Annotated in this window: 24 protein-coding genes and 1 pseudogene; 13 read left to right on the forward strand and 12 right to left on the reverse strand. The window is 41.3% G+C overall.

The features are described 5' to 3' along the window. Positions 1-37: 37 nt before the first annotated feature. The 5 genes from AC1DXF_RS17190 to AC1DXF_RS17210 form a co-directional block, all read right to left on the reverse strand. Entirely contained in the window at positions 38-1,519 is a 1,482-nt protein-coding gene (locus AC1DXF_RS17190; protein WP_477449956.1) for a sensor histidine kinase, read from the reverse strand. Positions 1,520-1,804: 285 nt separating this feature from the next. Beyond that, positions 1,805-3,166, reverse strand: a complete 1,362-nt coding sequence (locus AC1DXF_RS17195; protein WP_477449957.1) for a HAMP domain-containing sensor histidine kinase — start codon at positions 3,164-3,166, stop codon at positions 1,805-1,807. Next, on the reverse strand, positions 3,163-3,843 hold the full coding sequence (locus AC1DXF_RS17200; protein WP_477449958.1) for a response regulator transcription factor: 681 nt from the start codon (positions 3,841-3,843) through the stop codon (positions 3,163-3,165). Before AC1DXF_RS17200 ends, AC1DXF_RS17195 begins: the two co-directional genes overlap by 4 nt. Positions 3,844-4,004: 161 nt before the next feature. Further along, positions 4,005-5,231, reverse strand: a complete 1,227-nt coding sequence (nhaA, locus tag AC1DXF_RS17205; RefSeq protein ID WP_477449959.1) for a Na+/H+ antiporter NhaA — start codon at positions 5,229-5,231, stop codon at positions 4,005-4,007. Positions 5,232-5,306: 75 nt separating this feature from the next. Beyond that, the gene (locus AC1DXF_RS17210; RefSeq protein WP_477449960.1) at positions 5,307-6,836 is read right to left on the reverse strand and encodes an ammonium transporter; all 1,530 of its coding nucleotides are present in this window, start codon (positions 6,834-6,836) and stop codon (positions 5,307-5,309) included. A gap of 314 nt (positions 6,837-7,150) precedes the next feature. Between AC1DXF_RS17210 and AC1DXF_RS17215 the strand changes: the two genes are divergently transcribed. The 4 genes from AC1DXF_RS17215 (at position 7,151) to AC1DXF_RS17230 (ending at position 10,623) form a co-directional block, all read left to right on the forward strand. Then, positions 7,151-7,330, forward strand: a complete 180-nt coding sequence (locus AC1DXF_RS17215; protein WP_477449961.1) for a hypothetical protein — start codon at positions 7,151-7,153, stop codon at positions 7,328-7,330. Positions 7,331-7,939: 609 nt separating this feature from the next. After that, positions 7,940-8,620: a phosphonatase-like hydrolase gene (locus tag AC1DXF_RS17220; protein ID WP_477449962.1), complete on the forward strand. Its 681-nt coding sequence runs from the start codon at positions 7,940-7,942 to the stop codon at positions 8,618-8,620. Positions 8,621-8,865: 245 nt separating this feature from the next. Then, entirely contained in the window at positions 8,866-9,750 is an 885-nt protein-coding gene (locus AC1DXF_RS17225; protein ID WP_477449963.1) for an oxidoreductase, read from the forward strand. Between the two features lie 66 nt (positions 9,751-9,816). After that, positions 9,817-10,623 carry a helix-turn-helix domain-containing protein gene (locus AC1DXF_RS17230; RefSeq protein ID WP_477449964.1) on the forward strand — a complete coding sequence of 269 codons (807 nt, stop codon included), beginning with the start codon at positions 9,817-9,819 and terminating at the stop codon, positions 10,621-10,623. Between the two features lie 219 nt (positions 10,624-10,842). Here the strand turns inward: AC1DXF_RS17230 and AC1DXF_RS17235 are convergent, their stop codons facing one another. Continuing rightward, entirely contained in the window at positions 10,843-11,607 is a 765-nt protein-coding gene (locus AC1DXF_RS17235) for an SDR family NAD(P)-dependent oxidoreductase (protein ID WP_477449965.1), read from the reverse strand. A 469-nt stretch (positions 11,608-12,076) separates the two neighbouring features. Between AC1DXF_RS17235 and ccsA (AC1DXF_RS17240) the strand changes: the two are divergent. The 5 genes and pseudogenes from ccsA (AC1DXF_RS17240) to AC1DXF_RS17260 form a co-directional block, all read left to right on the forward strand. Continuing rightward, positions 12,077-12,760, forward strand: a pseudogene (gene ccsA / locus AC1DXF_RS17240) (cytochrome c biogenesis protein CcsA); the annotation flags it as partial. Then, positions 12,760-12,969 (forward strand): CcmD family protein, encoded by a 210-nt coding sequence (locus AC1DXF_RS17245; protein WP_477449966.1) that lies wholly within the window; start codon positions 12,760-12,762, stop codon positions 12,967-12,969. The pseudogene ccsA (AC1DXF_RS17240) and the gene AC1DXF_RS17245, both read left to right, overlap by 1 nt. Before the next feature lie 152 nt (positions 12,970-13,121). After that, positions 13,122-14,558 carry a Glu/Leu/Phe/Val family dehydrogenase gene (locus AC1DXF_RS17250; RefSeq protein ID WP_477449967.1) on the forward strand — a complete coding sequence of 479 codons (1,437 nt, stop codon included), beginning with the start codon at positions 13,122-13,124 and terminating at the stop codon, positions 14,556-14,558. 638 nt (positions 14,559-15,196) lie between these two features. Further along, a complete protein-coding gene (locus AC1DXF_RS17255) occupies positions 15,197-15,826 on the forward strand; it encodes a hypothetical protein (RefSeq protein WP_477449968.1) in 630 nt (209 codons plus the stop codon). 6 nt (positions 15,827-15,832) lie between these two features. Then, positions 15,833-16,345 (forward strand): hypothetical protein, encoded by a 513-nt coding sequence (locus AC1DXF_RS17260; RefSeq protein ID WP_477449969.1) that lies wholly within the window; start codon positions 15,833-15,835, stop codon positions 16,343-16,345. A gap of 232 nt (positions 16,346-16,577) precedes the next feature. On the opposite strand, the gene AC1DXF_RS17265 is transcribed toward AC1DXF_RS17260, so the two are convergent. Beyond that, complete coding sequence (locus tag AC1DXF_RS17265; protein WP_477449970.1) at positions 16,578-17,309, reverse strand: DUF3667 domain-containing protein; 732 nt, start codon at positions 17,307-17,309, stop codon at positions 16,578-16,580. 148 nt (positions 17,310-17,457) lie between these two features. Between AC1DXF_RS17265 and AC1DXF_RS17270 the strand changes: the two genes are divergently transcribed. Then, the gene (locus AC1DXF_RS17270; protein WP_477449971.1) at positions 17,458-18,219 is read left to right on the forward strand and encodes a response regulator transcription factor; all 762 of its coding nucleotides are present in this window, start codon (positions 17,458-17,460) and stop codon (positions 18,217-18,219) included. 200 nt (positions 18,220-18,419) lie between these two features. Here AC1DXF_RS17270 and AC1DXF_RS17275 read toward each other — a convergent pair whose 3' ends face one another. Beyond that, positions 18,420-18,701 carry a Txe/YoeB family addiction module toxin gene (locus tag AC1DXF_RS17275; RefSeq protein ID WP_477449972.1) on the reverse strand — a complete coding sequence of 94 codons (282 nt, stop codon included), beginning with the start codon at positions 18,699-18,701 and terminating at the stop codon, positions 18,420-18,422. Continuing rightward, the gene (locus AC1DXF_RS17280) at positions 18,677-18,880 is read right to left on the reverse strand and encodes a DUF2683 family protein (RefSeq protein ID WP_477449973.1); all 204 of its coding nucleotides are present in this window, start codon (positions 18,878-18,880) and stop codon (positions 18,677-18,679) included. Before AC1DXF_RS17280 ends, AC1DXF_RS17275 begins: the two co-directional genes overlap by 25 nt. Positions 18,881-19,085: 205 nt before the next feature. Between AC1DXF_RS17280 and AC1DXF_RS17285 the strand changes: the two genes are divergently transcribed. Genes AC1DXF_RS17285 through AC1DXF_RS17295 form a run of 3 tightly spaced genes read left to right on the forward strand, consistent with a single transcriptional unit; the run spans position 19,086 to position 22,694 of the window. Next, a complete protein-coding gene (locus AC1DXF_RS17285; protein WP_477449974.1) occupies positions 19,086-19,496 on the forward strand; it encodes a cytochrome c maturation protein CcmE domain-containing protein in 411 nt (136 codons plus the stop codon). 10 nt (positions 19,497-19,506) lie between these two features. Continuing rightward, positions 19,507-21,963, forward strand: a complete 2,457-nt coding sequence (ccsA, locus tag AC1DXF_RS17290) for a cytochrome c biogenesis protein CcsA (protein WP_477449975.1) — start codon at positions 19,507-19,509, stop codon at positions 21,961-21,963. A gap of 5 nt (positions 21,964-21,968) precedes the next feature. After that, positions 21,969-22,694, forward strand: coding sequence for a phytanoyl-CoA dioxygenase family protein (locus tag AC1DXF_RS17295; RefSeq protein WP_477449976.1), 726 nt, complete (start codon positions 21,969-21,971; stop codon positions 22,692-22,694). Between the two features lie 46 nt (positions 22,695-22,740). Here the strand turns inward: AC1DXF_RS17295 and AC1DXF_RS17300 are convergent, their stop codons facing one another. The 3 genes from AC1DXF_RS17300 to AC1DXF_RS17310 all read right to left on the reverse strand — a co-directional run bounded on the left by AC1DXF_RS17300 (position 22,741) and on the right by AC1DXF_RS17310 (position 26,218). Next, positions 22,741-23,748 carry a ParA family protein gene (locus AC1DXF_RS17300; RefSeq protein ID WP_477449977.1) on the reverse strand — a complete coding sequence of 336 codons (1,008 nt, stop codon included), beginning with the start codon at positions 23,746-23,748 and terminating at the stop codon, positions 22,741-22,743. Further along, positions 23,748-24,929, reverse strand: coding sequence for an ATP-binding protein (locus tag AC1DXF_RS17305; RefSeq protein ID WP_477449978.1), 1,182 nt, complete (start codon positions 24,927-24,929; stop codon positions 23,748-23,750). Before AC1DXF_RS17305 ends, AC1DXF_RS17300 begins: the two co-directional genes overlap by 1 nt. A gap of 362 nt (positions 24,930-25,291) precedes the next feature. Beyond that, entirely contained in the window at positions 25,292-26,218 is a 927-nt protein-coding gene (locus AC1DXF_RS17310) for an alpha/beta fold hydrolase (protein WP_477449979.1), read from the reverse strand. Between the last annotated feature and the right edge of the window lie 49 nt (positions 26,219-26,267).

The following is a 26,267-nucleotide window of genomic DNA, read 5'->3' on the forward strand; positions in this document are numbered from 1 at the left end:
AAGTTAAGCAATAGCTTTTGTATTTAATGTAATTTGTTTAAGCGCCGGCATTTAAGGGCAGGCTGAAGCAAAAGCGACTTCCTTTACCAGGCTCACTTTCGATAGTGAAGGTACCGTTATGTTTTTTAATGATCTCGGCGGCAATATAAAGGCCCAAACCTACGCCCTGGTAAAGCATTGCTGTTTTGCTTACCCGGTAAAATCGCTGAAACAACTGGTCTATATCTTCTTTGGCTATTCCAATTCCAAAATCTTCCACAATGACCACTACCCAGCCCGCTGCTATTTCGGCTTTAACTAATATTTTATCAGCCTTGGGCGAATATTTGATTGCATTATTCAGCAGGTTCACTATTACCTGCTCTATCCTGAACTGGTCGCCCAGGTATTTTATGTTGATGGAGTTGTCCAGTAAAATCCTGTGCCTGTTCGCTGTTAGCTGTACATTGCCAATACTATGGGTAAGGGCATCGGTAAAATTAAATTCGGCGATGTTTAAATCTATCAATCCTGCATTTATCCGGGTAACATCAAGCAAATCTTCAATCAGCCGCTCCAGGCGCTTAATGCTATGGTTGGCATTTAAAATGAAAGCATAGGTTTTGCCGGCCTTATCGGCTGTTTTTTCAAGTAATTGGTTAATGGCCTTAATATTGGTTAGCGGAGTTTTAAATTCATGGCTTACCATATTAAAAAACTCATCTTTTTTGGCTTCGGCGGCGGCTCGTCGTTCTTTTTCCTGCTTTTGTACCAGTATTTCCCTGTTGGCTATAATCAGTTCGGCGGCACGTTTGCCTTTTTCTTCATCCTGGAAGTCGAGTTCTTTAAGCGCGGCCACCAGTTCGGCGGCACGTTTTTCCTTTTCTTCGTCCTGTAAATCAAGTTCAGTATTGGCAATTATCAGTTCGGCGGCACGCTTGCCTTTTTCTTTGTTTTGATAAACAAGCTCTTTGTTGGCTATAATTAGTTCATTTGCCCGTTTTTCTTTTTCCAGGTTCTGATAAATCAGCTCTTTATTGGCTATAATTAGTTCGTTGGCCCGTTTTTCTTTTTCCAGGTTTTGATAAATCAGTTCGGTATTGGCTATAATTAATTCAGCGGCCCGCTTCTCTTTTTCCTGATTTTGAAAAAGCAGTTCAGTATTGGCCAGTATCAACTCTGCAGCCCGTTTCTCTTTTTCCTCATTCTGAAAACTGAGCCGGGCATAGGCAATTACCAGTTCGGCGGCACGTTTTTCTTTTTCTTCGTTCTGTAAATCAAGCTCTTTGTTAACTATAAGCAACTCCTCGGCGCGCTTCCTTTTTTCAATATTCTGAAAATCAAGTTCTATGTTGGCAATGATCAGTTCGGCAGCCCGTTTTCCTTTGTCCTGATTTTGCAATTCAAGTTCAATGAGGGCCTGGTTTAAATCTGCGGCGAGTTTTTCGTTTTCCTGGTGTTGGATTAACAGTTCCTGGTTGACAACAATTAATTGTTCCGATAGCTTCCTTATTTCCATATCACGGGCCGATAGTGCCATTGTTTGAATGAGATACCATCGCCGTCCGGACAGGTAGATATTTGTAAAATATAGTAAGCTGATTTTGAGTTGCTAAGCCTAAAAAAACCGGATTAATACAATACTACGGATAAAAGCCCGGATTGTTTGTAGAAAAGGCAATATGGCGGGTTAAATTTATGGAGGGGGGGGGATAGCTCCGTTATCTAACGGATAGATGTCTTGCAGGTGTATAAACATACAGCGTGGGTCGCAGGCAACCCAAAGAAATAGCACAACATTAAAATCTAAGCGGGTTTTAGTGGTTTACCGCAAAAATGTAACAATTACCCGGTTGGTATTTTTATCAATAATTCGAAATACAATACCGGCCTGGTGATATTCCAATACGCGTTTTACAATGCCTAAACCAATGCCACTGCCTGGTGTATGCCCAACGTTGCTGCCACGGTAAAAAGCATTGAACAAAGTGCTGGTATCATCTATTTCGGGGGCCTGGCCGGTATTTGTAATAACCAGGTAAACCTGATTTTCGTCTTGTTGGATAACGCACTCAGGGAAGTGGTTATCCGAGTATAGGTAAGCGTTTTTAAAAAGGTTTAACAGCGCAATTTTAAGCAGTGTCTCGTCACCTGATATTTCCGGTTCGGCATTGTTTGCAGTATTGTTTTCAATTTCAAACTTCAATTTAAAGTCGGGATACGCTTTTGTTAGCTGCGTTACCGTATTAAATACCAGTTCATCCAGCCTTAATTTTACAAATGAAAAATTATGCTCGCTGCTATTAATATCGGCAAGTGCCACCAGCGAGCTTATGATTTCTGAAAGCTGGAAAGTATCATCAAAAATACGCGAGACGTTTAATTTAACATCCGCATTCAAATCGTCCCGGTGAAGTAAATTTTCTAACTGTGCGGCTATGCGGGCAACCGGCGTACGCAGCTCATGCGAGGCATTGCCGGTAAATTCTTTTTGGCGGTTATAGGCATTATCAATACGATCCATCATTTGGTTAAATGAATTGGCCAGCGCATTTACTTCGTCCTGGCGTTTATCCTGGGCCAGCCTTATCTTTAAATTGCTATCAGTTATCTCCTGTATCTTTTTCCTGAAATCGTCCAATGGTTTCAAGGCTCGTTTACTTAAACTAAAGGATAGTATCCAAACAATAGCGGTTCCTATAGTAAATGCGCCCAGCAGCAGGTATTTTAAATAATTTAGCTTGTTATCGTAAGTGTCTTCGGCCGATACCAATACGTAATAGCCTTTATTATCAAACGTATAGTATAAGCCCAATACATCATAGTCGCCTATTTTCTTAAATACCTGGTGTTTTGTTTTTATCTGCCCCAGATCTTCTTTTGCCCAATTGATTGAAAGCGTGTCGTTACTTTTGTAAATGAGCTTTTTATTTTCGTTGTAAATCTGTGTGTTTTCATTATAAAGATTATTGATGCTATTGCTATCAATAATCCTTTGCATTTTATAGTCTATCTCTTTTACCTCAATAAGCAGCTTTGCTGTAGTTTGGGCTTTTTCGGCCAACAGGGCGGCAAACTCTTCCTGCCTGAAATGTGCAAACAACAAATAAACGGTAATGGTAACGGTAGCCAGGAGCACCGAGAAAAGGCAGCTGAAAATAAATGAAAAACGTTGTTTTAAATTCATTTGAGGTAATAACCAAACCCGGCCCGGGTATGTACTAAAGGCCTTTTGTAGCCCTTATCTATTTTGTTACGCAGGTAATTTATATAAACCTCGATGGTATTGGTTCCGGTTTCAAAATTAATATCCCATACTTTGGCTGCAATAGTTTGTTTAGATACCGGTTTTCCATCTTCTAAAGCAAGCAATTCAATTAGCTTGTACTCTTTAGGTGTAAGGGCAATTTCTTTGCCTGCCCTGGTTACTTTCATTTCGCCGGTAAAAATAACCAGGTCATCAATAGTAATTACCTGCTTGTTATCTTCCGCCGCCTGGTAGCTTCTTCGTAAAAGGGCGTTGATACGTGCCAATAATTCTTCCAGGTGAAATGGTTTTACCAGGTAATCATCGGCCCCCGATTCAAAGGCGATGAGTTTATTCTCCACATCACTATAGGCCGTCAGCATCAAAATGGGCTTCGATTTATCTGTAAGCCTTATTTTTTTACAAACTTCAATACCGTTAAGCATAGGTACGTTAACATCTAATATATATAATTCGTAGCTTTCAATTTGAAGGTTTTTAAAAAACAGTGCGCCATCATATACAATATCGCAAAAAAGGGCACGCCCATTCAAAAAAATCTTTATCTCGTTAGCCATTTTATAATCGTCTTCCAACAACAGAATTTTGTACATCATGTATAACGAAGAGAAATGTGTAAAATATAATTTCTAATTAGATACCTGCAAAAAAACCAATATACAAATAAAGCTTCGGTTGATTATTCCGAAGCTTTAAGTTGTATCATTTTATTTCCCTAAATAAAAGACCCAAAACAAGACATATATCGAGATATAGCTTATCCTAATTCCAGGCTTAGCTTGCCTTCTGCTGTAGATGCGGCTTTTTTTGTTTCCTCAGCGTGTTCAAAGTTCATATTAACGCTGATGATTAAAAAGTAAGCCATGCTTAATACCAGCGAAAGTAAAACGCTTACCAAAATAGCCACCTTGGCTATATCCTGGAAGGCCTCTGTTTTAAACGCAAGCATAGTAGTGAATATAGACATGGTGAAACCGATGCCTGCCAATGTGCCCATGCCAAAAACCTGTTTCCATTTTACGTGGTTTGGCAAACTGGCAACCTTACAGGCAACCAGTACACGGCTGAATAGGAAAATGCCGATAGGCTTGCCTATAACCAAGCCGAATATAATGCCCAGGCCTACTGTAGTGCCCATTGAGCTAACAATATGGTCTGGCAGCAATATGGCGGTATTGGCCAATGCAAACAAAGGAATAATAAGGAAGTTGACCCAACGGTGAATGGCTTTTTCAATTTGCGGCAATATGTGTACCGGCGTAGCAAAAGCTACCAAAACACCTACAATGCTCGACTCGACCCCCGAGTTAAAAAAGGCGTACCACAGGCCAAGTGACAATAGTATTTGCACGGCGCCAAATTTTACCTTGAAATAGTTTACAGCAAAAAGGGCGGCATAAAGCACAGCGCCAATGCCCAGGAAAAGCCAATTGATATGGCCGCCGTAAAAAAGTGCAATAACTACAATAGCGCCCAGGTCGTCAATAATGGCAAGGGCCATTAATAGTATTTTTAAACCAACAGGGATGCGTTTGCCCAGTAAAGAGGCTATACCAACGGAAAAAGCTATGTCGGTAGCTGTTGGTATTCCCCAGCCGTGCATATAGCTGGTGTGTAAATTAAAGGCAACAAATATTAAAGCAGGCACTGTCATACCGCCCAGGGCCGCGCCAAACGGAAGCACCGCTTTTTTAAACGATGATAATTCGCCGCTTACCAGTTCGCGCTTAATTTCCATACCGGCCATTAAAAAGAAAAAAGCCATCAGGAAATTATTAATCCAACTTAAAAAAGTTTCGGGTAATGGGATTGATGAAATAGGCGTAAGCTGACCATTCCAAAACTGTTTATAGCTATGGGCGAAGCCTGAATTTGCCAGCACCATAGATATTAAAGTACATGCAATTAACATTAAGCCGGTAAAACGGCTGTCGTTAATGAGTATCCTTAACGGATTAATGGCTTTTAACAATACCCTTTTCATATTCTTTTCCCTTTCCTTTTTTAAATAAGAAATTACCTGCCTCTCGCAGGCAGGTAATTCAACTTTCAAACTAAATTAATCGACGTAGCCCAAAACGCCCATTTCTGGTACATCCAATCCGGCAACTTCGTCTTCCGCTTTAACCCTTATCGGGGTTATTTTATTTGATATCTTAAAGAAGGTGTACATCACAACAAAAGTGAATACAAAACATACAAGCACACCTAAGCACTGTGCAACCAACTGGCTGCCATCACCATAAAATAAACCTTTTACAGCGCCGGGTACACCATTCCAGCCATCGCCGTATGAGCCATCGGCAAACAGGCCTAATGCGATTACGCCCCATGCGCCGTTTACACCGTGTACCGCAAATGCGCCAACCGGATCGTCAATCCTGAATTTATTATCCATTAAATAGATGGTTAAAATAACCAGGCCGCCTGCAATAGCACCTATTATTACTGATGATATGGAGTTTACAAACGCGCATGGAGCGGTTATGGCAACCAAACCCGCCAGCAGACCGTTAGCCAGCATGCCCGGATCTGGTTTCTTTTTTTGCATATAAAGAATTAACAGCGCAGATAAAGTACCTGCGGTACCAGCCATCATGGTATTTACAGCAACTATCGCAATACGGAAATCGCCGCCTGCCAAGGTTGAGCCGGGGTTAAAACCAAACCAGCCTAAAGCAAGGATAAAAGTACCTAACAAAGCCATAGGGATATTGTGGCCCGGAATAGTATTGGCTGTGCCATCGGCATTAAATTTGCCAATACGCGGGCCTATAATAATGGCGCCTGCAAGTGCAGCCACACCGCCTACAAGGTGAACAACGGATGAGCCGGCAAAATCAACCACACCATGACCTAAGCCAAAATTGGCGCCTAACTGCGACAGCCAGCCGCCGCCCCAAACCCAGTTGCCATATATTGGGTATACAAACATGGAGATGAATAAACCGAAGATAAGGAACGATTTAAACGACCATCTTTCGGCCATGGAGCCGGTTGGGATGGTTGCCGTAGTATCCATAAACACCATCTGGAACAAAAACAGGGTGAAAACCCCCACGTCATACACCTTACTGTTCAGGAAAAAACCAACAGAACCGGCAATGCCAAAATCATGGCCGAACATGTGTACAACAACCTCGTGGCTAACGACACCGGGTGCGCCGCCTAAGGTTGCCGCGTTTAAAGCGCCACCAAACATAAATGCAAAACCGCATACCCAGAAACCGAACATACCAAGCGCATAAACTAAAAAGTTCATACCCATGGTGTGGGCCACGTTTTTCTTTTGGGTAAAACCGGTTTCAACCAAAGCAAAACCAGCCTGCATAAACATTACCAGGAAACCTGCAATAAGCGTCCACATAATATTGATTGCAATTTTGTTGTGACCAACAGCATCGCCTACTTCGGTGGCGGTTGGCGCACCGGCCTTGGCAGCGGTAACATCGCTGATGGTGCCGGTTTTGGCACCGGTAGCATCCTGTGCAAAAGAGCGAACAGGCTCAATTAAAACAAAAGCAATAAGTAAAATTATACCTAAAACCAGGTACGCGGGGATTTTTTTGTGTAGAATTTTAATTTTCATTGTTAATAGGGTTTATTTGGATTAAAGTATGTTGTGTTTTAAGCTTTTTTTAATTTTTAATTGAGTTAAGCTAAAATTACACAATCAAATCACAAGAAAACCGCAAGTAAACCTTAGAAAAACCTTAGAATTTCATTAAATACAAATTTTGGGCGCTGTTATGGATAGATTTATAGTGGAAACGGTGTTTTTTTTAGACTATTTAATATATTTTATCAAAAAAGATTATCCTAAATAAAAAAGTGTAAAAAAATATATACAAATGTCGATCAAGTTAATATTTATTCAAAGAAATTAATGATAAATGCATTTATATGTTGATAGTTATATTGAAAATTACGGTGTTTATGTGTTTTTTGGTGTTGCCGCTTGTTTCATTTAAAAAGAAAGGCAATAAAAAATATTCAAAACCCTCGGCCGAAGCCCGCTCCAGTTACGCAGTTACCGAGGATGGTGGCCTGGAATTGATCAATTATGAAAAGAAAGAATTATAATAAACCTGTTTTCAAAAATTCATGTAGCCGATAAAAATTTCAACACAATTTGCCAGCGGTAAATTATACACAACACTTTATCCAGGTTACTAGCGCTTTTGAGCATTGCCAGTACCAGGGTTAAAAAACGTACTTCTGCCGCTGCCCTCTAACAATATCATAACAATTTAATAAAACGGGATACACAGGGCTACCCGCTTAGCCGGCCTATATTTGGCGTTTAATTTAATCGCTGCATTGTTTTATAAAAGGTCTGTACGCTGCCTGGTTTATACCGGTTTCGTAATAATCAGATGCAAAAGCAATTCCTGCAACCATTTATGCATCAACTTAAGTATCCAAATCGCGTGCAAAAAATAGTTTCGCATCCCGCATGGGCGCTGGTGTGTTATTGCAGAGGGGTAGGCATAAAAGTGGCATCTAAAATAAAACCACATTGGGGGAATTGGAATTTTAATGTCTTTTGCATGAGGCAGTGGAAGCCGTTACCTTTGCCTGCGACAGTAAATCGGCCGGGAATTTCGCCCTTGTCCGGTCGATAGTTATCTTACATGTGGAAAATAGAATTAAAGAGAAAGTAAAATTACTAAAAGATAAAAATAGAATAACATGATAAAAATGGTTGTTTTTGATATGGCCGGTACCACCGTTGATGAGGACAACGTGGTATATAAAACGCTGCGGACAGCTATAAACGAGGCTGGCTATAACTTTAGCCTTGATGAGGTATTAGCGCAGGGCGCAGGTAAAGAAAAACGGCAGGCAATAAAAAGCATATTACAGGTTTATGCAGGCATTGATGACGATACCCTTGCCGATAGCATCTACGCCAACTTTATTGTACAACTGGCCGATGCTTATGCCACGCTGAAAGTATTGCCGCAACCCAACGCAACAGATTTATTTGGCGCTTTAGCCGAAAGGGATATTATTGTAGTTTTAAATACAGGTTACAACCGTGAAACTGCCGAATCATTGGTTAATAAATTAGGCTGGGAAGAAGGTGTAGAATTTGACCTCCTGGTTACCGCTACCGATGTAGATAAAAATCGCCCTAACCCGGATATGATCCTGTTTGCCATGAAGCATTTTGGCATAACTGATGGTGCAGAAGTAGCAAAAGTCGGCGATTCGATCATTGATATTGAAGAAGGCCGTAATGCTGGCTGCTTATTGAATGTTGGTATTACTACGGGTGCGCATACTTTGGAGCAACTGCAATCGGCCAACCCCGAGGGGATTATTGATGATTTATTGGAATTGTTGCCATTGGTGGATGCGGTTGAATAAAAACTTTGTTTCTTGAAAACGGAGGCTATCCCGAATTTCCTGAAGCGTCGGCTAATGCAAAAAGAGGAGAAAATCTTGAACGTCTTGCATGTTTAAAACATCGTTTTTACGCAGGATGTTCGGGATTTCTTTTTTCCAATACCGTCAGATACTTGCACCTCTCAACAAAGTATTTTGACCTTTTCAGCAAAGCCCCGCCTCCATGTTCTCCCGATATTTGTATCAACAAACAAATAAAAAGAGACATGGAAAAAATATGGTTTATAACAGGCAGCTCCCGCGGATTGGGACGCAGCCTTACAGCAGCAGTATTGGCCAAGGGCGATAAAGTAGCAGCAACAGCCCGAAACCCGCAGCAGTTGAAAGATCTTGTTGAAGAATATCCCGATCAAATTTTACCCCTTCAACTTGATGTGACCAGCCAGGAACAAATTAACAGGGCTATTGAAAATGCGATACAGCATTTTGGCCGTATAGATGTATTGGTAAATAACGCCGGTTTCGGCATCACCGGCGCCGCCGAAGTTTATACGGATGAGCAGGTACGTAATCAGTTAGATACGAACCTGTGGGCGCCGATTGCCATTACACGAGCAGCGTTACCTTATATGCGTAAACAAGGCTCGGGGCATATTTTGCAAATCAGCTCAATTGGCGGCAGGGTAGGCAGCGGCGGCATCACCATTTACCAGGCAGCAAAGTTTGGCCTGAGTGGCTTTAGCGAAGGCCTGGCACAGGAGCTGGCGCCGCTGGGTATTAAAGTGACAGTGATTGAACCGGGCGGTTTCCGTACAGATTGGGCCGGCGATTCTATGACCTATGCAAAATCGATCGAAGGATACGAGGCCACTGTTGGCAAACGGGAAAACTTTTTCAAAAGCGGCGATTTTAAACCTGTTGGCGATCCTGATAAGGCAGCCAAAGTAATGATTGATATAGTTGATCATCCGCAGCCGCCACTGCATTTGATATTGGGCAGCGAAGGCCTTGCCATTGTAAAAGCATCAGAAATAGCTAAAATGGGCGAGTTGGAAAAATGGACGCCGGTAAGTATATCTACCGATCATGACGATGCCCCTGATTTTTTTGAAACAGAACAGGGCAAAGCATACCTGAAGCTAAAGAAATAATAATTGAGGATAATAGCGGGGCGGGCTTGTTTTGCCTGCCCGCTATTAATTGTAAATTTGACTGCCATGCTTAAACAGGATAAAGAACCCATTTTACAGCAAATAAAGCATTCGTGCTATATTACCAGGAGCAGGGAAGGCGAACAGTTTGTGCCCGAACATGTTTTTAGCTACCAGATTGCCGGTTCTATCCAGATAAATGATGGTGTTAAAACTTATTACGTTAACGAGGGCGATTTCAGGCTGAGCAAACGAAATCATCTCATTAAATTTATAAAGTCGCCGCCGCCCAACGGTGAATATAAAGCCTTATCTATTTATCTTGACCAGCAAACACTACGGAATTTTAGTATGGAGTACGGGCTGAAATCGGAACGACATGATACAGCAGGTCCCTTTATTGCTTTGAAGCCAAATGCCTTATATAAAAGCTTTATGGATTCGTTGATACCCTATCAGCAAAGCGGGCATGCCATTAGCAATGAGTTACAGCGTTTAAAACTGCGCGAAGCTATTTTGATATTACTACAGGCCAATCCCGGGCTTAAGGATGTGCTGTTTGATTTCAGCGAGCCGGGTAAAATAGACCTGGAGAGCTTTATGAATAAAAACTACCAGTTTAATGTGGAGCTAAAGCGCTTTGCCTACCTCACCGGCCGTAGTTTGGCCACCTTTAAACGCGATTTTGAAAAAATATTTCATACTACCCCCGGCAGGTGGTTACAGCAACGCAGGTTAAAGCAGGCGCATTACCTGATTAAACAAAAGAAGCAGGCCCCATCCGAAGTATACCTTGAGCTGGGTTTTGAAGACCTTTCGCATTTTTCATTCGCCTTTAAAAAGGCTTTTGGGGTAGCACCTTCAAAAATTTAAAACAGGCCCTGGGTGGTTAAAGCTCCGGTTGTTATAATCAATTTGCATTGAGTTGTTTAAATAAATAAAAAAAACTCTTTTTTTTCGAAACTATTACGTTTTACCTCACGTACAAAAAGGTGTAAAGGTTAGTTATTTATTGGTTTGAATTTTTGTTTAGAAACTCCCGGAATTGCGAGCCGGGAGTTTTTTTATGACCTGCGTATAAGGAAATTACTATTAAACGTTCATGCCGCCCGATACCTCGATGCGTTGCGCGTTAACCCAGCGTGCGTCTTCTGTACATAAAAATGCTACTACGCCGCCAATATCATCGGGCACGCCAACGCGGCCGAGGGCAGTTACACCGGCTATCATTTTGTTTACCTGCTCATTGTCACGTACCACGCCGCCGCCAAAATCAGTTTCTATGGCGCCGGGAGCTACAGTATTTACAGTAATACCACGCGCGCCAAATTCTTTGGCCTGGTAACGGGTTAATACTTCAATAGCGCCTTTCATGGCCGCATAAGCAGCGTAACCCGGGTTGCTAAAACGGGCCAATCCGCTTGATAGGTTAATGATACGGCCACCATCGTTAATTAATGGCAACGCTTTTTGTGTTAAAAAGAAAACCCCTTTAAGGTGAATGTTAACCAGCAAATCAAAATCTTCTTCTTTGGTATCGGCAAAGGGCGCATGTACGCCAATTCCGGCATTGTTAATTAAAAAATCAAATTTATTTGTGCCAAAGGTGTCGTTCAAAATTGTTTTTAGCTGTTCAAAAAAGCCATCGAAGCTTTTAACTTCGCCAGTATCCAATTTTAAGGCTGCTGCTTTAAGGCCGGCCTTTTCAATTTCGGCTACTACTGCTTGTGCTTCATCCTGTTTGCTATGATAAGTAAGTACCACGTTGATGCCTTTTTTGGCAAGGGCAAGGGCCATGTTTTTCCCCAGGCCACGGCTGCCGCCGGTAACAAGGGCTATTTTATTTGTTGGTTCCATTTGTGTGTTTTAATTTAATAGCACAAAGGTAACATGCCAAATCGCCGGCGGTTTGCGCAAATCAATCCAAAGTTTACCAAAATCAAATCTAAGTTGTTCATTGGTTCGTTAGTTCACTGGTTCATTGGCGTTTGGCGGCTAATTAGCGTGTTTGAAACAGGTAGTAGGGTGTTTCATTTATCGGCAAATTATATTCAGTTATTCCGGTAATCAACCATGCACCCAATGAACTAATGAACCAGTGAACCAATGAACGAATTTTGGTTTATTGGTTCACTGGTTCTTTGGTGTTTAGCGGCTAATTAGCGTGTTTGAAACAGGTAGTGAGGTGTTTTATTTATGGGCTATTTATATTCAGTTATTCTGGTAACCAACTATGCAACCAATGAACTAATGAACCAGTGAACCAATGAACGTTCTGGCAAATGAACCAGTGAACCAATGAACATTTTTTTCTACCTTTGCCCATCCAAATAATATGAAGTTTATTTATCAAACCTGGTGGAAGGTAATAACCGTAATTGTGATTGTTTACACACTTATTGCGGGTTTATTGCTTGGCGTGCCAACCATGCCCATCCTGCACGAAACTATCCGTAATACTTATTTCCACGTTCCTATGTGGATGGCTATGTTTACAGTATTTACCATATCGGTTTACTACAGCATCAAGTACCTGCAAACAGGTAAAGAGGAGTACGACCTGATAGCCGTGGAAAGCGCCAATACAGGGCTATTCTTTTTTGTTATCGGGCTGGTAACCGGCATGCTTTGGGCCAGGTACACCTGGGGCGCTTTCTGGAGTAACGATCCTAAACAAAACAGCGCGGCCATTGCGTTCCTGTTGTACTGTGCATACTCAGTATTGCGTAACTCTATTGATGAGGAGCAAAAGCGGGCCAAAATTTCGGCCATTTATAACATCTTCGCCTTCCCTATCATGATCGTCTTGATTATGGTGCTGCCCAGGATGACCGATTCATTACATCCGGGCAATGGCGGTAACCCCGCTTTTGGCAAGCTGGATATGGATAACCGTATGCGTATTGTGCTGTACCCGGCGTTTATCGCCTGGAGCGCTATGGGTATTTGGATAGCATCGGTACGTTACCGCATCCGTTTAATTGAATATAAAAAGAACCAAATAAATTAATGAAAAAGTTAACATTAATGTTAATGTTGTTGCTGAGCTTTGCTACTGCTTTTGCACAACAAAATGGTCCGGTTGAAATGGCCGATGTTTTGCGAAGTTCGGGGAAAATATACGTTGTAGTGGCTACTATCGTGATCGTTTTTTTAGGCCTGGCCATTTATCTGTTTTCTATCGACCGCAGGCTGAAAAAAATTGAAAAAAATCAATAATAAAAAAGATAGTCCTATTCCGTTTAAACACTGATTTTGCTATGCATGCATAGGGTGTACCTGAAACACTAACTATAATATATTTGCAATATTGATAAAAATTGTACCAAATTTGCACACTTTTTTAAGAGTTTAATATTTATACAATAATTATGGATACCAATATTTTAGTTGCCGACCAGGAGACACACTTTTTTGGCGACGTATGTAAAAACTTTGATTACGCGGCACAGTTTACCAAACATGACGCTGGTTTGCTCGATCAGATTAAGTCGTGTAACAGTGTTTACCGTTTCCGTTTCCCTATCCGCAGGGGCAACGGTTTCGAGGTAATTGACGCTTGGCGCGTTGAGCACTCGCACCACCAATCGCCAACCAAAGGCGGTATCCGCTACAGCGAAATGGTGAACGAGGATGAGGTAATGGCCCTTGCCGCCCTCATGACCTATAAGTGCGCTATCGTAAACGTACCCTTCGGCGGCGCAAAAGGCGGTATCAAAATAAACCCTAAAAACTACACAGTAAGCGAGCTGGAAAACATTACCCGCCGCTATACTGTCGAACTGATCAAGAAAAACTTTATTGGCCCCAGCATTGACGTACCCGCACCCGATTACGGCAGCGGCGAACGCGAAATGAGCTGGATTGCAGATACCTATGCCACCATGAACCCCGGCCAGCTGGATGCTATGGGCGCTGTTACCGGCAAGCCAATTGCTTTGCACGGTATTGCAGGCAGGAGGGAAGCAACCGGTCGTGGTGTGGCTATAGCCGTTCGCGAGTGTGTTAGCTTTGGCGATGATATGCAAAAAATTGGCCTGCTGCCTGGCTTATCGGGCAAAAGGATAATTGTGCAGGGTTTAGGTAACGTGGGTTACTACTCTGCCAAATTCCTGGCCGAGTTTGGTGCCATCATTGTAGGGCTTTGCGAATTTGAAGGCGCTATCTATAACGAAAATGGTTTGGATGTTGAAGCAGTTTTCCAGCACCGTAAAGCAAGCGGATCTATTTTAGGTTACGCAGGCGCATCGCAGGAATTTAAAAACACCATGGAAGGCCTGGAGCAGCCATGCGATATCCTGGTACCGGCCGCTCTGGAAAACCAGATAACCGAAAGCAACATCCGCAACATACAGGCAAAAATTATTGCCGAAGGTGCAAACGGCCCAACATCGCCCGAGGCTGAAGCTATATTTTACGCCAACGGTGGTATCATCATCCCGGATATGTATGCCAATGCCGGCGGTGTAACGGTATCTTACTTTGAGTGGTTAAAAAACCTGAGTCACGTAGCTTTTGGTCGTATGAACCGCAGGTTCGAGGAAAATTCAAACCTTAACCTGGTAAACATGGTAGAGGGAATTACCGGTACATCATTAACCGCGATGCAAAGGTCAACCATTATTAAAGGCGCGTCTGAATTAGAATTGGTAAACTCCGGTTTAGAAGATACCATGATCCGTTCATACCACGAGATCAGGGAGATTTACAAAAACAATCCGGCAATAGGTACCTTACGTAGCGCTGCCATGGTAGGTGCTATTAATAAAATAGCGGTGAGTTACCAAAATCTGGGTATCTGGCCGTAAGTTTAGTCATTGGTCATTCGCTGCGCTGTCATTTGCTTCGCAGTCATTGATCAGTCGCTGCGCTGTCATTGGTCATTGGGGTAAAGTTCTAATAACCAAGTCATTGCGAGGAACGAAGCAATCGCGAACTGTGTAAGGTTCGATGTTATATTACTAAAGAGGTAGGTTTAACAACTTGCCTCTTTTTATTTCTACAACCTTGCCCCGTTTAGGGGCTACCTGTTTGTAGAAAATAAACAACACAAATATTTTGCGCCGTAGGTGCTACCCCGAACCTGGTATGGTCAACACCATGCAGTCGAAATGGGTAGCCTCTACGAGGCAAAAAGGGTCGGTGAATGTTTTCTACAAACAGGTAGCGCCTACGGCGCAATATGAAATGATTGTAAGAGCAACTTGCCTCTTTTTGTTTAATAAATTATTCCGACACTTTTACCAAACAGCGATATGCATAGTCAAATTATCATGGCATTGCCTGCGGCCCGCGCTATCCGCTTATACGCGCACAAGGCATTAGGCGCTTGGCCGGTATCCGCTACTATAGCTAATGCGGGCTGTTCGCTCTTGCCTAACTGACATCAACATAATTTGTAAACATTTCCCGCATTTTTATATCTTGTCCTATCAAATCAACATCAATGCAAACCCGAACCTTAATACTATTGCTCCTGTTGTGCAGCGGCAGGCTTTTTGCACAAACCACCGAAAAATTCACTCCGGCTTTGATGGAAACAAAATCAGGCGCCAAAGTGGTTTATACAGGTGATAATCATTCTGTTACATTAGATATTGTTTCAAAAAACATCAAGCCAACTAAAAACCCTAATTTGCTTATTGTTGATGGTAAAACATTTCAGTTTATGCTGATACCTAACGATGCGTTAAGTACTACCGACACCACTCTGGCTAGGCAAAAGGCTGAATTGCTTGGCTATGCTGAATATGAAATTGACTATGCCAAAAAAGAATTGAAAATAGAGATATCCGGTATTACCCAAAAGTGGGCAACTATTAACAATAACCTGTTCTTGCTGTGGTATTACAATATGCCACCTTCGGCCGATAAGAGATCAACTTTGCAGCAACTAAACCTCAGCACCCTTTGCTTTGCCCATGTGCTAAACTTAAATAATGCCGTTACTGAGGGCGAAACCTTGGAAACCAATAGCGGTCTTTTATTAAATGCCGCCAAGACCTTAAGCCTTAATAATTTCAAAATAGATTTGGACACGTTGTATAAGCAACTTCAAGACGAAATGAAACAATAACGTACTGTGAATAAACATGAACAAAGAATCTCCGAACGAAAGAAGCGGCAGCGCGTTGCCCGCATAAAGGGCTGGTGGTTACTATTACTTTATGGAGTTGGTGTTTACGCTTTTTTTAAAAGCTTTTGCCTATATCAAGATACCTTTATTGGATACCAGTTACCGCTTGGCGGCGGGTTGATATTCGGACTTGTAGTGTCCTTTATCTTTAATAAAGACTACCGTTATTACTTCGCCCCGGTTATACCACTGATGGGCATCTTTACCACAATAGTACTCTCGGTCAATAGCTTCTTTGCCGACAAAAAGGATGTTATGCTCAAGGAAATTATTATAGAAAAACGTCATCAATACCGGCGTAGTGGGCCGCATGCTATAATAAAATTTCGTGATTTTGAACGCAGTATATCTGCGTCAACCGATGCCGAAGTAGATAGCATGTCGTACGGAGTGCTCACAGTAAACAAAGGTTTGTTTGGTTATTATGTGATAAGAGATAAGAAGTTGGTGAAAGAGTAAGGTATATTCTGTGTCTATCCCGCGATCTGTGTCCTCACAGATCGCAATTCTTTATGCGATAGATCCCCGTGCCGCAAACCGATGGCTTATCTGGAAGACGCCTGCGAGGGTATAGTCATCTGGGAGGTTTTTCGATCCCTATGTCCGTGTACAACCTGCGCAGGAATGGTCCGCCCTCTTAGCCAGCCCTTTTGTTCGAATATCAGTGTTTAATCCACTGCCTGGTGTGTATTTAGTGTTTTATAAGAATGTCAATAAAAACGCCTAAAAGCTTCGCCGAAATGAAAAATGTAAGCATTCCTAATATATATGAAGCAAGTGCTTTAAGATAATTTTTCACTTTGTTTTGATTGAAAAATTGTCCAATTGCCCAGGTGCAATATGATAGACCTATCACCCCTGAAACTTCCATCAGGCTTAGTTTTGTTAATCCTTCAAAGAGCGCAAAAACAGAAAATATCAGCATTCCCATTCCCATCACGAAGCATAGCAAAATTAATATTTCAAAAAAATTGTAATCATACTTTCTGTAAAAAACCTTGATCCAAAAGGCAATAAATACCCCCATTATAATATTCGCATAACCATAATGATTTTCAACCCAATGGAAAATTACATTTGTTGCAGACTGTTTTGTGTCATGAAAATTAACATAACCTTCTTCAATGTGAAATAAATTATTTATTACTGTATATATTAATGAAGTTACTATGACAAATATTAGCGGTTTTACAAGCCTGCTTCTGTCCTCAGTGATAAATTTCCGTACATTTTGCCCGGGTCTGATCAGCAATTCTTTTATGGTATAAAAGATGCCCTTTTCAAAATGTAAAACATGCCATATTTCGTGTAAGAAATAATGTTTGTCAACTCTTTTAATTTGTACAGCCTGGCCACAATTGCCACAAAAATTGTTGTCGACTGTATTATTGCAGTTTCTGCAATTAATGAGATTGGTAAGCATAAAGGTTATAGATTATCAGGATACGAGGTTTTATTTACTATTACCGGTTTTAATGAAAATCAAACAAAAATTGTTTCCTCTAAAAGTGAGTACAAAAAATTTAAAAAAAACTACACTATAGTGTAAATTTACTCCCAGTGTCGCGCAAATGAAAAATTACAATAATTCGAGCCTGCTTACCAAGAATAACTTAGGTACAATACCGGAAGAGGACCGTTTCGAACAAAACGATTACTTGGAAGCAGTAAAATCCTTTGCAAGATTAACGTACGAAAGCGTGTACATAATTAACTATGAAAATATGTCTTTTGAGTACGTTTCAGAAAATCCATTATTTCTGTGTGGGTATTCACCTTGGGAAGTGCTGAATTTAGGTTATGAGTTTTATTTTAAAAATGTTCCTGAAAGTGATTTGGAAATGTTGAACCTGATAAATGAAGCAGGATTTGATTTTTTTAAAAAGCTGCCAGGTGATGAGAAAAAGAAGTATAGCATAAGTTATGATTTCCATTTGGTGAATAAAGATGGTAAGCATATTCTTATTAATCATAAACTTACTCCGCTGTTTCTGACAAGCGAGAAAAAGATGTGGAAAGCAATGTGTATCGTTTCTATTTCGCATCATAAAAATGCCGGCAATGTTTTTATATACAAACAAGGCGCTGATGAAATGTGGAAACTGGATCTAAAAAACAATGTTTGGCGTAAATCAGATAAACCGAAACTCACGGAAAGGGAAATAGAAATACTGCAGCTGTATGCACAAGGGCTAACGATTAACCAGATTGCAGAAAAAATATTTGTTGCTCCTGATACAGTTAAGTACCACAGGCGGCGAATTTTTGAGCGTTTGAATGTAACTAATGTAATAGAGGCGCTTTCTTATGCTGTAAACAGCAAGATTATTTAATCACATCGGCGTCCTCACAGATCGCAATTCTTTATGCGGTACGTCACTATACGACAAACCGATGGCTTATCGGGAAGATGCCTATGAGGACACAGCCATCGGGGAAGATCGCCATTCTTTATGCGATAGCTCCCTGCACGACAAATCGATGGCCTATCGGGAAGATGCCTGTGAGGACACAGTTATCGGAGACTTGTAGCTTACTTACTATTATAATGTCCCATGGCTGAGATCACAAAGATGGTGACAACATCTTCTTCTACTTTGTATATTAACCGGTCTTTTTGATTAATCTTTCTCGACCAAAATCCAGAAAGCTCGTATTTTAAAGCCTCGGGGTTTCCAATATCATTATACGGTGTTTCTGTAAGCTCGATAAGTATTTTTTCGATCTTCTTAATACTTGCTTTGTCTCCGGATTTTAAGTGCCGCCTAATGTGCGATTCAGCTAATTCCTCTATTTGGAGTTTAAACTGCCCCATATATCAGCAACATCAATAGTTTTATAATTACCTCGTTTTTCAGCGTCTTTTACCATCGCCACAAAATCAGGATTGTAAGGGCTTTTCTGGGTTTCAACAGCAATCTTCAAGGCTTTCGCAATAGCTTTTAAAGCCAATAGCTGTTCCTTATTCTTCGGGTGCATGATTAGCGTTTCCATAAACAAATTTATTAATTTATGAGCGAAATAAAGAGGTTACAAATCAATCCGCTAAAAATATATTATAAGTCGTTAACCCTTCCAAAGTCTTGACTCTTGATTCTTCTTAAGAATAATTCTAAATAACACAAAGAACCCTTAATAAACTTTATTAGCTGTAGGTTTTGTATTTTTGCAAAACGATTTTATATTTTATAAACCGCAGATGAAAAAAAGTTCAATTTTTGGTCTTGTTGTTATAGCTATTGCTATAGCGGTTATCATTAGTGTATATTCTAATACAAGTACTTACGGTTCTTTTGGCGATGCCACAAAAACCAGTAGCGAACTGCATGTAGTTGGGCACCTTAATAAATCAAAAGAATTGTTTTACGATGCCACGAAGGATGCCAACTACTTTTCTTTTTACGCGAAGGACAATAACGGCGAGGAGTGCAAGGTAATATTGAAAGGCCCAAAACCTGAAGACTTTGAGCGCAGCGAGCAATTGGTGCTTACCGGTAAAATGGTTGGCAGCGAATTCCATGCATCAAGTATCCTGATGAAATGTCCATCCAAATACACGCAGGATAAGTTAGAAACTAAAGAAGTTAAGGCCCAGTCGGCCAGCATATAAACCCATTTTAATGGATATTCAATTTAAAGGTGAACACCTTTTACCAGGCCAGATAGGCCAGTTCTTTATCGTCCTTTCGTTCGGTGCAGCCCTTTTATCATTTATAAGTTACTATTTTGCCACTACCGACGACGCCGGCAAGCCAAACAGCCTTTGGCAAAAATTGGGCCGCGCGGGCTTCCTGGTGAACTTAGCGTCTATCATCGGAATAGGCGTATGCCTGTTTTTACTCATTTATAAGCATTATTTCGAATATCATTACGCCTGGGCATATACCTCACGCTCGTTGCCTATTTACTATATCCTTTCGGCCTTTTGGAACGGACAGGAGGGAGGCTTTTTGCTTTGGCTGTTCTGGCAGGCTGTTTTAGGTACATTCCTTATCTTCCGCGCCAAATCATGGGAACGCCCGGTGATGACGGTAGTGGCTATGTCGCAGGTGGTATTGGCAGCTATGGTGTTGGGCGTCGAAATCTTCGGACAACGCGTCGGCAGCTCACCTTTTTTGCTGCTGAGGCAATCCATGGAAGCACCTATATTTTCCAACCCAAACTACCTGGAGTTTATTAAAGATGGGCAAGGCATGGTGCCATCCCTGCAAAATTACTGGATGATCATTCACCCGCCAACCTTATTTCTGGGTTTTGCATCAATGGTAGTGCCCTTTGCCTACGCGGTAGCAGGCCTTTGGCAAAAAAAATACAAAGAGTGGGTAGCCCCTGCAATTCCTTACGCCTTGTTTGCCTGCATGATACTGGGCACCGGCGTTGTAATGGGTGCGTTTTGGGCGTATGAGTCGCTCAATTTTGGTGGCTTTTGGGCCTGGGACCCGGTAGAGAATGCCTCTATCTTTCCCTGGATTGTACTGGTAGCAGGATTGCACGTAATGATCGTATTTAAAAATACCGGTCATTCTTATTTTACTGCTACGTTTTTGGTGCTGTTAAGCAATGTGCTTACCTGGTATTCATCGTTCCTGAACAGGAGCGGTATTCTGGGCGATACATCGGTACACTCCTTTACCGATCTGGGGATGTTTTGGCAATTGGTGATCAGTATTTTTATATTCCTGGCAATAACCGTATGGTTACTGGTATCCCGCTGGAAAGAGCTGCCAATCACCAAAAAAGACGAAGAGACTTATAGCCGCGAGTTCTGGATGTTTGTAGGGGCTGTGTTTATGGGACTGTCGTGCTTCCATTTATTGGCGGTTACCTCTGTACCGGTTTGGAATGCTATATTCCATACTAAAATGGCGCCGCCAACTATCAAACATTACAACGTTATCCAATCGTCGTTTGTATTTGTTATTGTTTTGGTAACGGGTTTTAGCCAGTTTTTAAAATACAAAAAAACAGATGTTAGTAAATTCTTTATCACCACCGGCTCGTACCTGCTTATTGGCGCGGCGTTAACGGCGCTTATCGCTTATACATCTGGTGTCTACAAGCTTAGTTTTGTGTTTGTACTGGCTATGTGGGGTTCAATTTATTCGGTATTGGTTAATGGTAAAGTTTTAGCCGATGCTTTTAAAGGCAAGTTTAAGCTGGCCGGATCGGCAGTTGCGCATATTGGTTTTGGTTTGCTGATGATTGGCGCACTTATTTCGGCCGGTACCAGCAAAGTAATATCGATAAACAACACAGGGGAAGCATATAACGCCGAATTTGCCAAAGAGGAAAACCCGCGCGAAAACGTTACTGTGTATCGCAACCAGCCAACAAAGTTAGGCGATTATACAGTTACCTATGTGGGCGATTCGATTTCATCGCCAAATCACTGGTTTAAAATCAACTATAAAAAGATAGATGCAAGTGGCAAGGTTACAGAGGAGTTTACGCTGAAACCAAAGGTACAGGTAAGCAAAGGTACCATGTCGGCCTCGCCGGATACACGCCATTACCTGTTTAGCGATATTTATACCCACATTACGCTAACCAACGCGATAACACCTACCGAAGCAGGTACCGAAAGCGCCGAGGCTGCCCACGATGCTGATAACGATGATAAAAATTACGATGCGCCGGTAACCCACGAGGTAAAAACCGGCGACACAATCAGGTACCGCGATGGTTATATTGTATTAACAGGGTTAAACAAGGAGGCCAAAGTACAAAACATCCCGTTAAGCGATAGTGACGTAGCTATAGGTGCACACCTGGAAATAGTATCAAACGGTAACAAATACAGCGCTACCCCGGTTTACATGATTAAAAACGGTAACGTATTTGATTTTGCCCGCAAGGTTGACGACGCCGGTTTAAAACTGCGTTTCAGCAAGGTAATCCCCGAACATAAAACTGTCGAGATTGTGGTATACCAGCAGCCCGAAAGCAAAAAGAAATTTATAGTAATGAAAGCCATCCAGTTTCCTTTTATTAATTTTTTCTGGGCGGGCACTATCATTATGGTAATCGGTTTCTTTATGTCGATACTGCGCCGAAAAAAGGAATTGAAAACAGTTTAGTTTGAGTGGGCGAGTTAACCGGACAGCAACAGGATATATTAAAGGATGGTTTTGCCATTGTAAATAATATATACAACCAGGCAGAGGTTAAGAACATTATAACTGCGATTGAAGCGGCCGATCAATCAAACCCCGCCTTCCGTAAAACTGACGATCTGTTTGCCATCAGGCAATTTTTAAAGGAACTGCCGCAGGTGGTTCCTTTAATTTTTAACCCAAAGCTAAAGGAACTCATCAGGGCATTATTTGGCGAAGGATACTTTGTTACCAAATCCATTTACTTTGATAAGCCTGAACTAAGCAATTGGTTTGTAGCCTGGCACCAGGATTTAACCATTGTGGTTGATAGGAGGACCGATGCGCCCGGCTACGGCCCCTGGACGGTAAAACAAAACCAGTTTGGCGTACAGCCGCCCTTAAACATCCTACAAAATAACTTCACCATCCGCATTCATCTCGACGATACCAACGGCGATAACGGCGCGCTGAAGGTTGTAACCGGATCGCATCAAAAAGGCGTGTACCGCCCCGAAACCATCAACTGGGACCTGGAAACAGAAACCACCTGCAACGTAAACGCAGGCGGCGCAATGATCATGCGCCCCTTACTGCTCCATGCTTCAAACCGTACTATCAATAATAAAAAAAGGAGAGTGGTGCATATTGAATTTAGCAGGGAAGAATTGGATGGTGGATTAGGTTGGGGCGAGAAGATGGAATTTAATAAATAACCCCTAAACTGTCGCGAGCTGAACCAAGATTTCGGGAGATGCCTGTCTAAATAATATAGTCATCAGGATCCACGCCACTTTCTATTCTTGAAATAATTTTGGTAGTTAACTGATAAAAATCTTCATAGCTATTTTTTACTGCGCCCAGGTGTGCGCCTATTGCGCCATCAGAGGGTTTTAATAAAAATATTGGCTTTCTTGCCTCCATAGCCATGGGAATTAAACTGTGATAATGTTTTAACAAGGCTAAACACCATATGTCGTCATTTACGCTTGTGGTTATCTCTTCATCGTTACCAAGTACAAACTGTCTAAAAACGTTTGGAATTCTATTAGCCCACTTTAAATATGATTTTACAGGTCTGCTTTCTTTAATTCCGTGTTGCATAACTACATAGCCAAGTGGGGTAATGGATCCCGTCGGCAGGCTCAGAGATGGTTCTGGATTTCTATTTGACCGGTCAATCCACTCAGTTTGCCATGTACCAAGCCGGCTTCCTAAATTTTTAAGGCCCTGGAGTGAAAAAAGATCAGCCGCCATTGGAACCACTACATAGTCAGCAGCTATCAAAGTAGCCCGATTGATCGCGCCAAAATTTGGCCCAATATCAATTATGTTAAAATCGGCTCGAATTACTTCGCTTGCTTCTTTTATTATTCTGTAGAAAGATGTTACAATCCTAAATGCGGCTTCATCTCTATTTAAGCAATTTCCCCAGCTACTACTTAATTTGTCCTCAAAAAGGGAAAGCTCAAGATCGCCAGCGATCAAGCCTATTTTATCACTGATAATTTCGATGTGTGCCGGTTGAATATCACCAATACCACGATTAAGTGGCCGAATACTCTCCAATATTGTTGGTCTGCTTAAATCGTTATCGTATATTTCTTGGAGACGCTCGTCGCTCAAAAACATTGAGGTAAGATTAGTCTGGGGATCTAAATCTACCGCCAAACAGGTATATCCAAGTTCGGCAAGCATATAAGTAAAATGATAAACTAAAGTTGTTTTACCAACGCCCCCCTTATTATTAAAAAACGCAATCGTTTTCATTATATTTTTTTGTAAATAATCACCCCAAAACTGGTTAGTTGGTCAAGAATAAATGTTGGCTCTGGCGATCCGTTTTTTTGGAGAGCGGCCATAGCTCGCTTCACCCCAACATTAAAACTGTTGATAAACCCAAGATTTTTAGCTGCTTCCGCTAATGTAGGGTTTCTGTAATCGTTTTTATTCGGGAAATTTTCGGGACGAGCATCTCCATATAATCCACCAGGATTAGTAATTTCAATTCGGTCACTGAATTCATAAAATTTTATAGGGGCATTAGATTGATAATCCCTGTGAATTATGGCATTATACAATAATTCTTGTACTGCAGATGCCGGATATGCTGATTCATATTCTTCGCCAAGTTTTAGTTGCACTCTTTTTACAATCTGGGCTTTTATAAAATCATCAATAACTCTCATTTGGGTGGTTAAATCTCCTTCAAAGCGATATTCATAATCAAAATCACTGACTTCATCAGCCCCGGTAAATCTAACATATTGAATGTAAGCACCATTTAAATAAAAACGAGGGTTTTTGCCAAATAACAAGATGCCCGCATATGTAGGAACATCAGCCTTTAAATCATAAAATTTCAAAGAGGAAAGTTGTTGTTTTAATTCCCTGCCATTTGCAATTAAGGTTTCCTGGTCAATCGCTGTAGGCAAATAAGTGATTTTGAAAATGTCCAGACTAATATCATCCAAAGAGCTCTCGTAGGCGGGCCGGGTGTCGAATGACCTTGCAAAGGTTGATCGTTTTTCACTTAATATTCTTTCTTCTGCCTCATTAGCAGTCCCTTTCCTTGGGCCAATTCTGATGCAAACTTTACCTTTGTACCTTACAGGAGGCACAAATGAAGGTTTTACTTCTACTACAGCAATATCGCCAGCCGGATAAGAGAATTTAGCAACAACCATTGCTGGCGGAGGTACTATTCGCCCGTCTGTTCTGTAACTTAACAGTGTTTGAAGTAATTGTTCGTCTACCTTTAGCCTCGCAATAGTTCCATCGTCATTTGCCCCGATAATCAAATATCCAGGTAGTTTGTGATCTGGCATATCATTACAAAAAGAACAAATAGCCTCGCCAAATTTGTCAGCGTCATTTTTAGAAATCGTTTTTTCAATGCGATCTGCTTCTAAGGCTGGGAGGAGTTTGGTAAGTTCTTCTTGAGAAATCATTAGTAAAACTGTTGAGATGCAAAAATAGGATTAAAAACCTTTGTATTAACCGATTTTGTTTGGGGTAATGTCAATAAAATCCAATAGTTGCCAATCTAAAAGATTAAACATACTGGCATTTAAGATGAACTTGATTGAAATAATTAAGCAAATGCGACTGTTTTAAAAATTGATACGATTTAATCAACTATTGATACGTTGATACTCAATAGTTTCCGGTAAATAGAGTTATTTGCTTGCTTATTAAGCAAGCCATTAAAGGCGCTTATAAACACCAATTAATAAACAATATAACTATTGCTTAAGATCTGCTATCGCGGGCTTTGCAACGCCAAACCTGTTGCACACACACTCAACAATCCTTACCCCTGTTTTAAAAACGATACAATTTTGGGGTTTACCAAATCGGGTTTTTCTAAGAAAGGCAAATGCGCGGCATCGGTAACGGGAAAAAAGTTCACTTTCAAAACACTACGTATCGAGTCGCTGAAACCGAAGGGTACGGTTTTATCATCTTTACCCCAAATTAACAATACCGGTTTACTGGCATCGTTTAGGCAGGTGTAGCTTTGGCGGCCATACTGTCCGTAATCATAAAGGGTTGATACCAGCGCGTTTCTGAAGCCTTTGTATTGCATTTGCGGCAAATACAGTTTCTCCCATCCGGGATGCTGTTTAGGATATTTAAAATCAGTAACCTGTCCGCTTGCCCGCGCGTTGGAATTTACCGCTTCGTTATACATAGCTATATATTTGGGAGCTTTTGGCTTCTGTTGTTCGTATACCGGGTCAATAAGTATAACTTTGCTTACCATATCAGGATGCAGGCAGGTAAAGTCGGTTACAATTTTACCACCGAAGGATACACCGGCAAGGTTCACCTTGCCGGCTTGCAATTTTAGCTGGCTTATCAGTTCCAGCAGCTGATTGGTATATAGTTCTTTATTGTAAGCAATGTCGGGCCTGTCGGAGTAGCCCCGGCCGTAGGTGTCATATCGTAATACTTTATAGCCTTTTTTAATAAGATATTCATAAGTTCCATCCCATATATAATATGGTACGCTGAAGCCATGTACAAGTACAATAACTTCGCCGTTTTCGGGGCCTTTTAGTTCGTAATGCGTAACGCCATGGCTTAATTTGATAAAACTGCCGGCAATATTTTTACGGTCGGCATCGGTTAGTATTTTTTTTTCTTTATTATTATATTTATAAAAACCAAATAGTATTAAAGTAGCCGCGCCGACCAGGAATATTACAATTATTATGCTTGCTTTGAGTATTTTCATGAGGTATTAGGATGATGATTACTAAAATACACAAATATTTAATTGGTAG

The organism is Mucilaginibacter sp. P2_A5 (genome assembly GCF_056404995.1).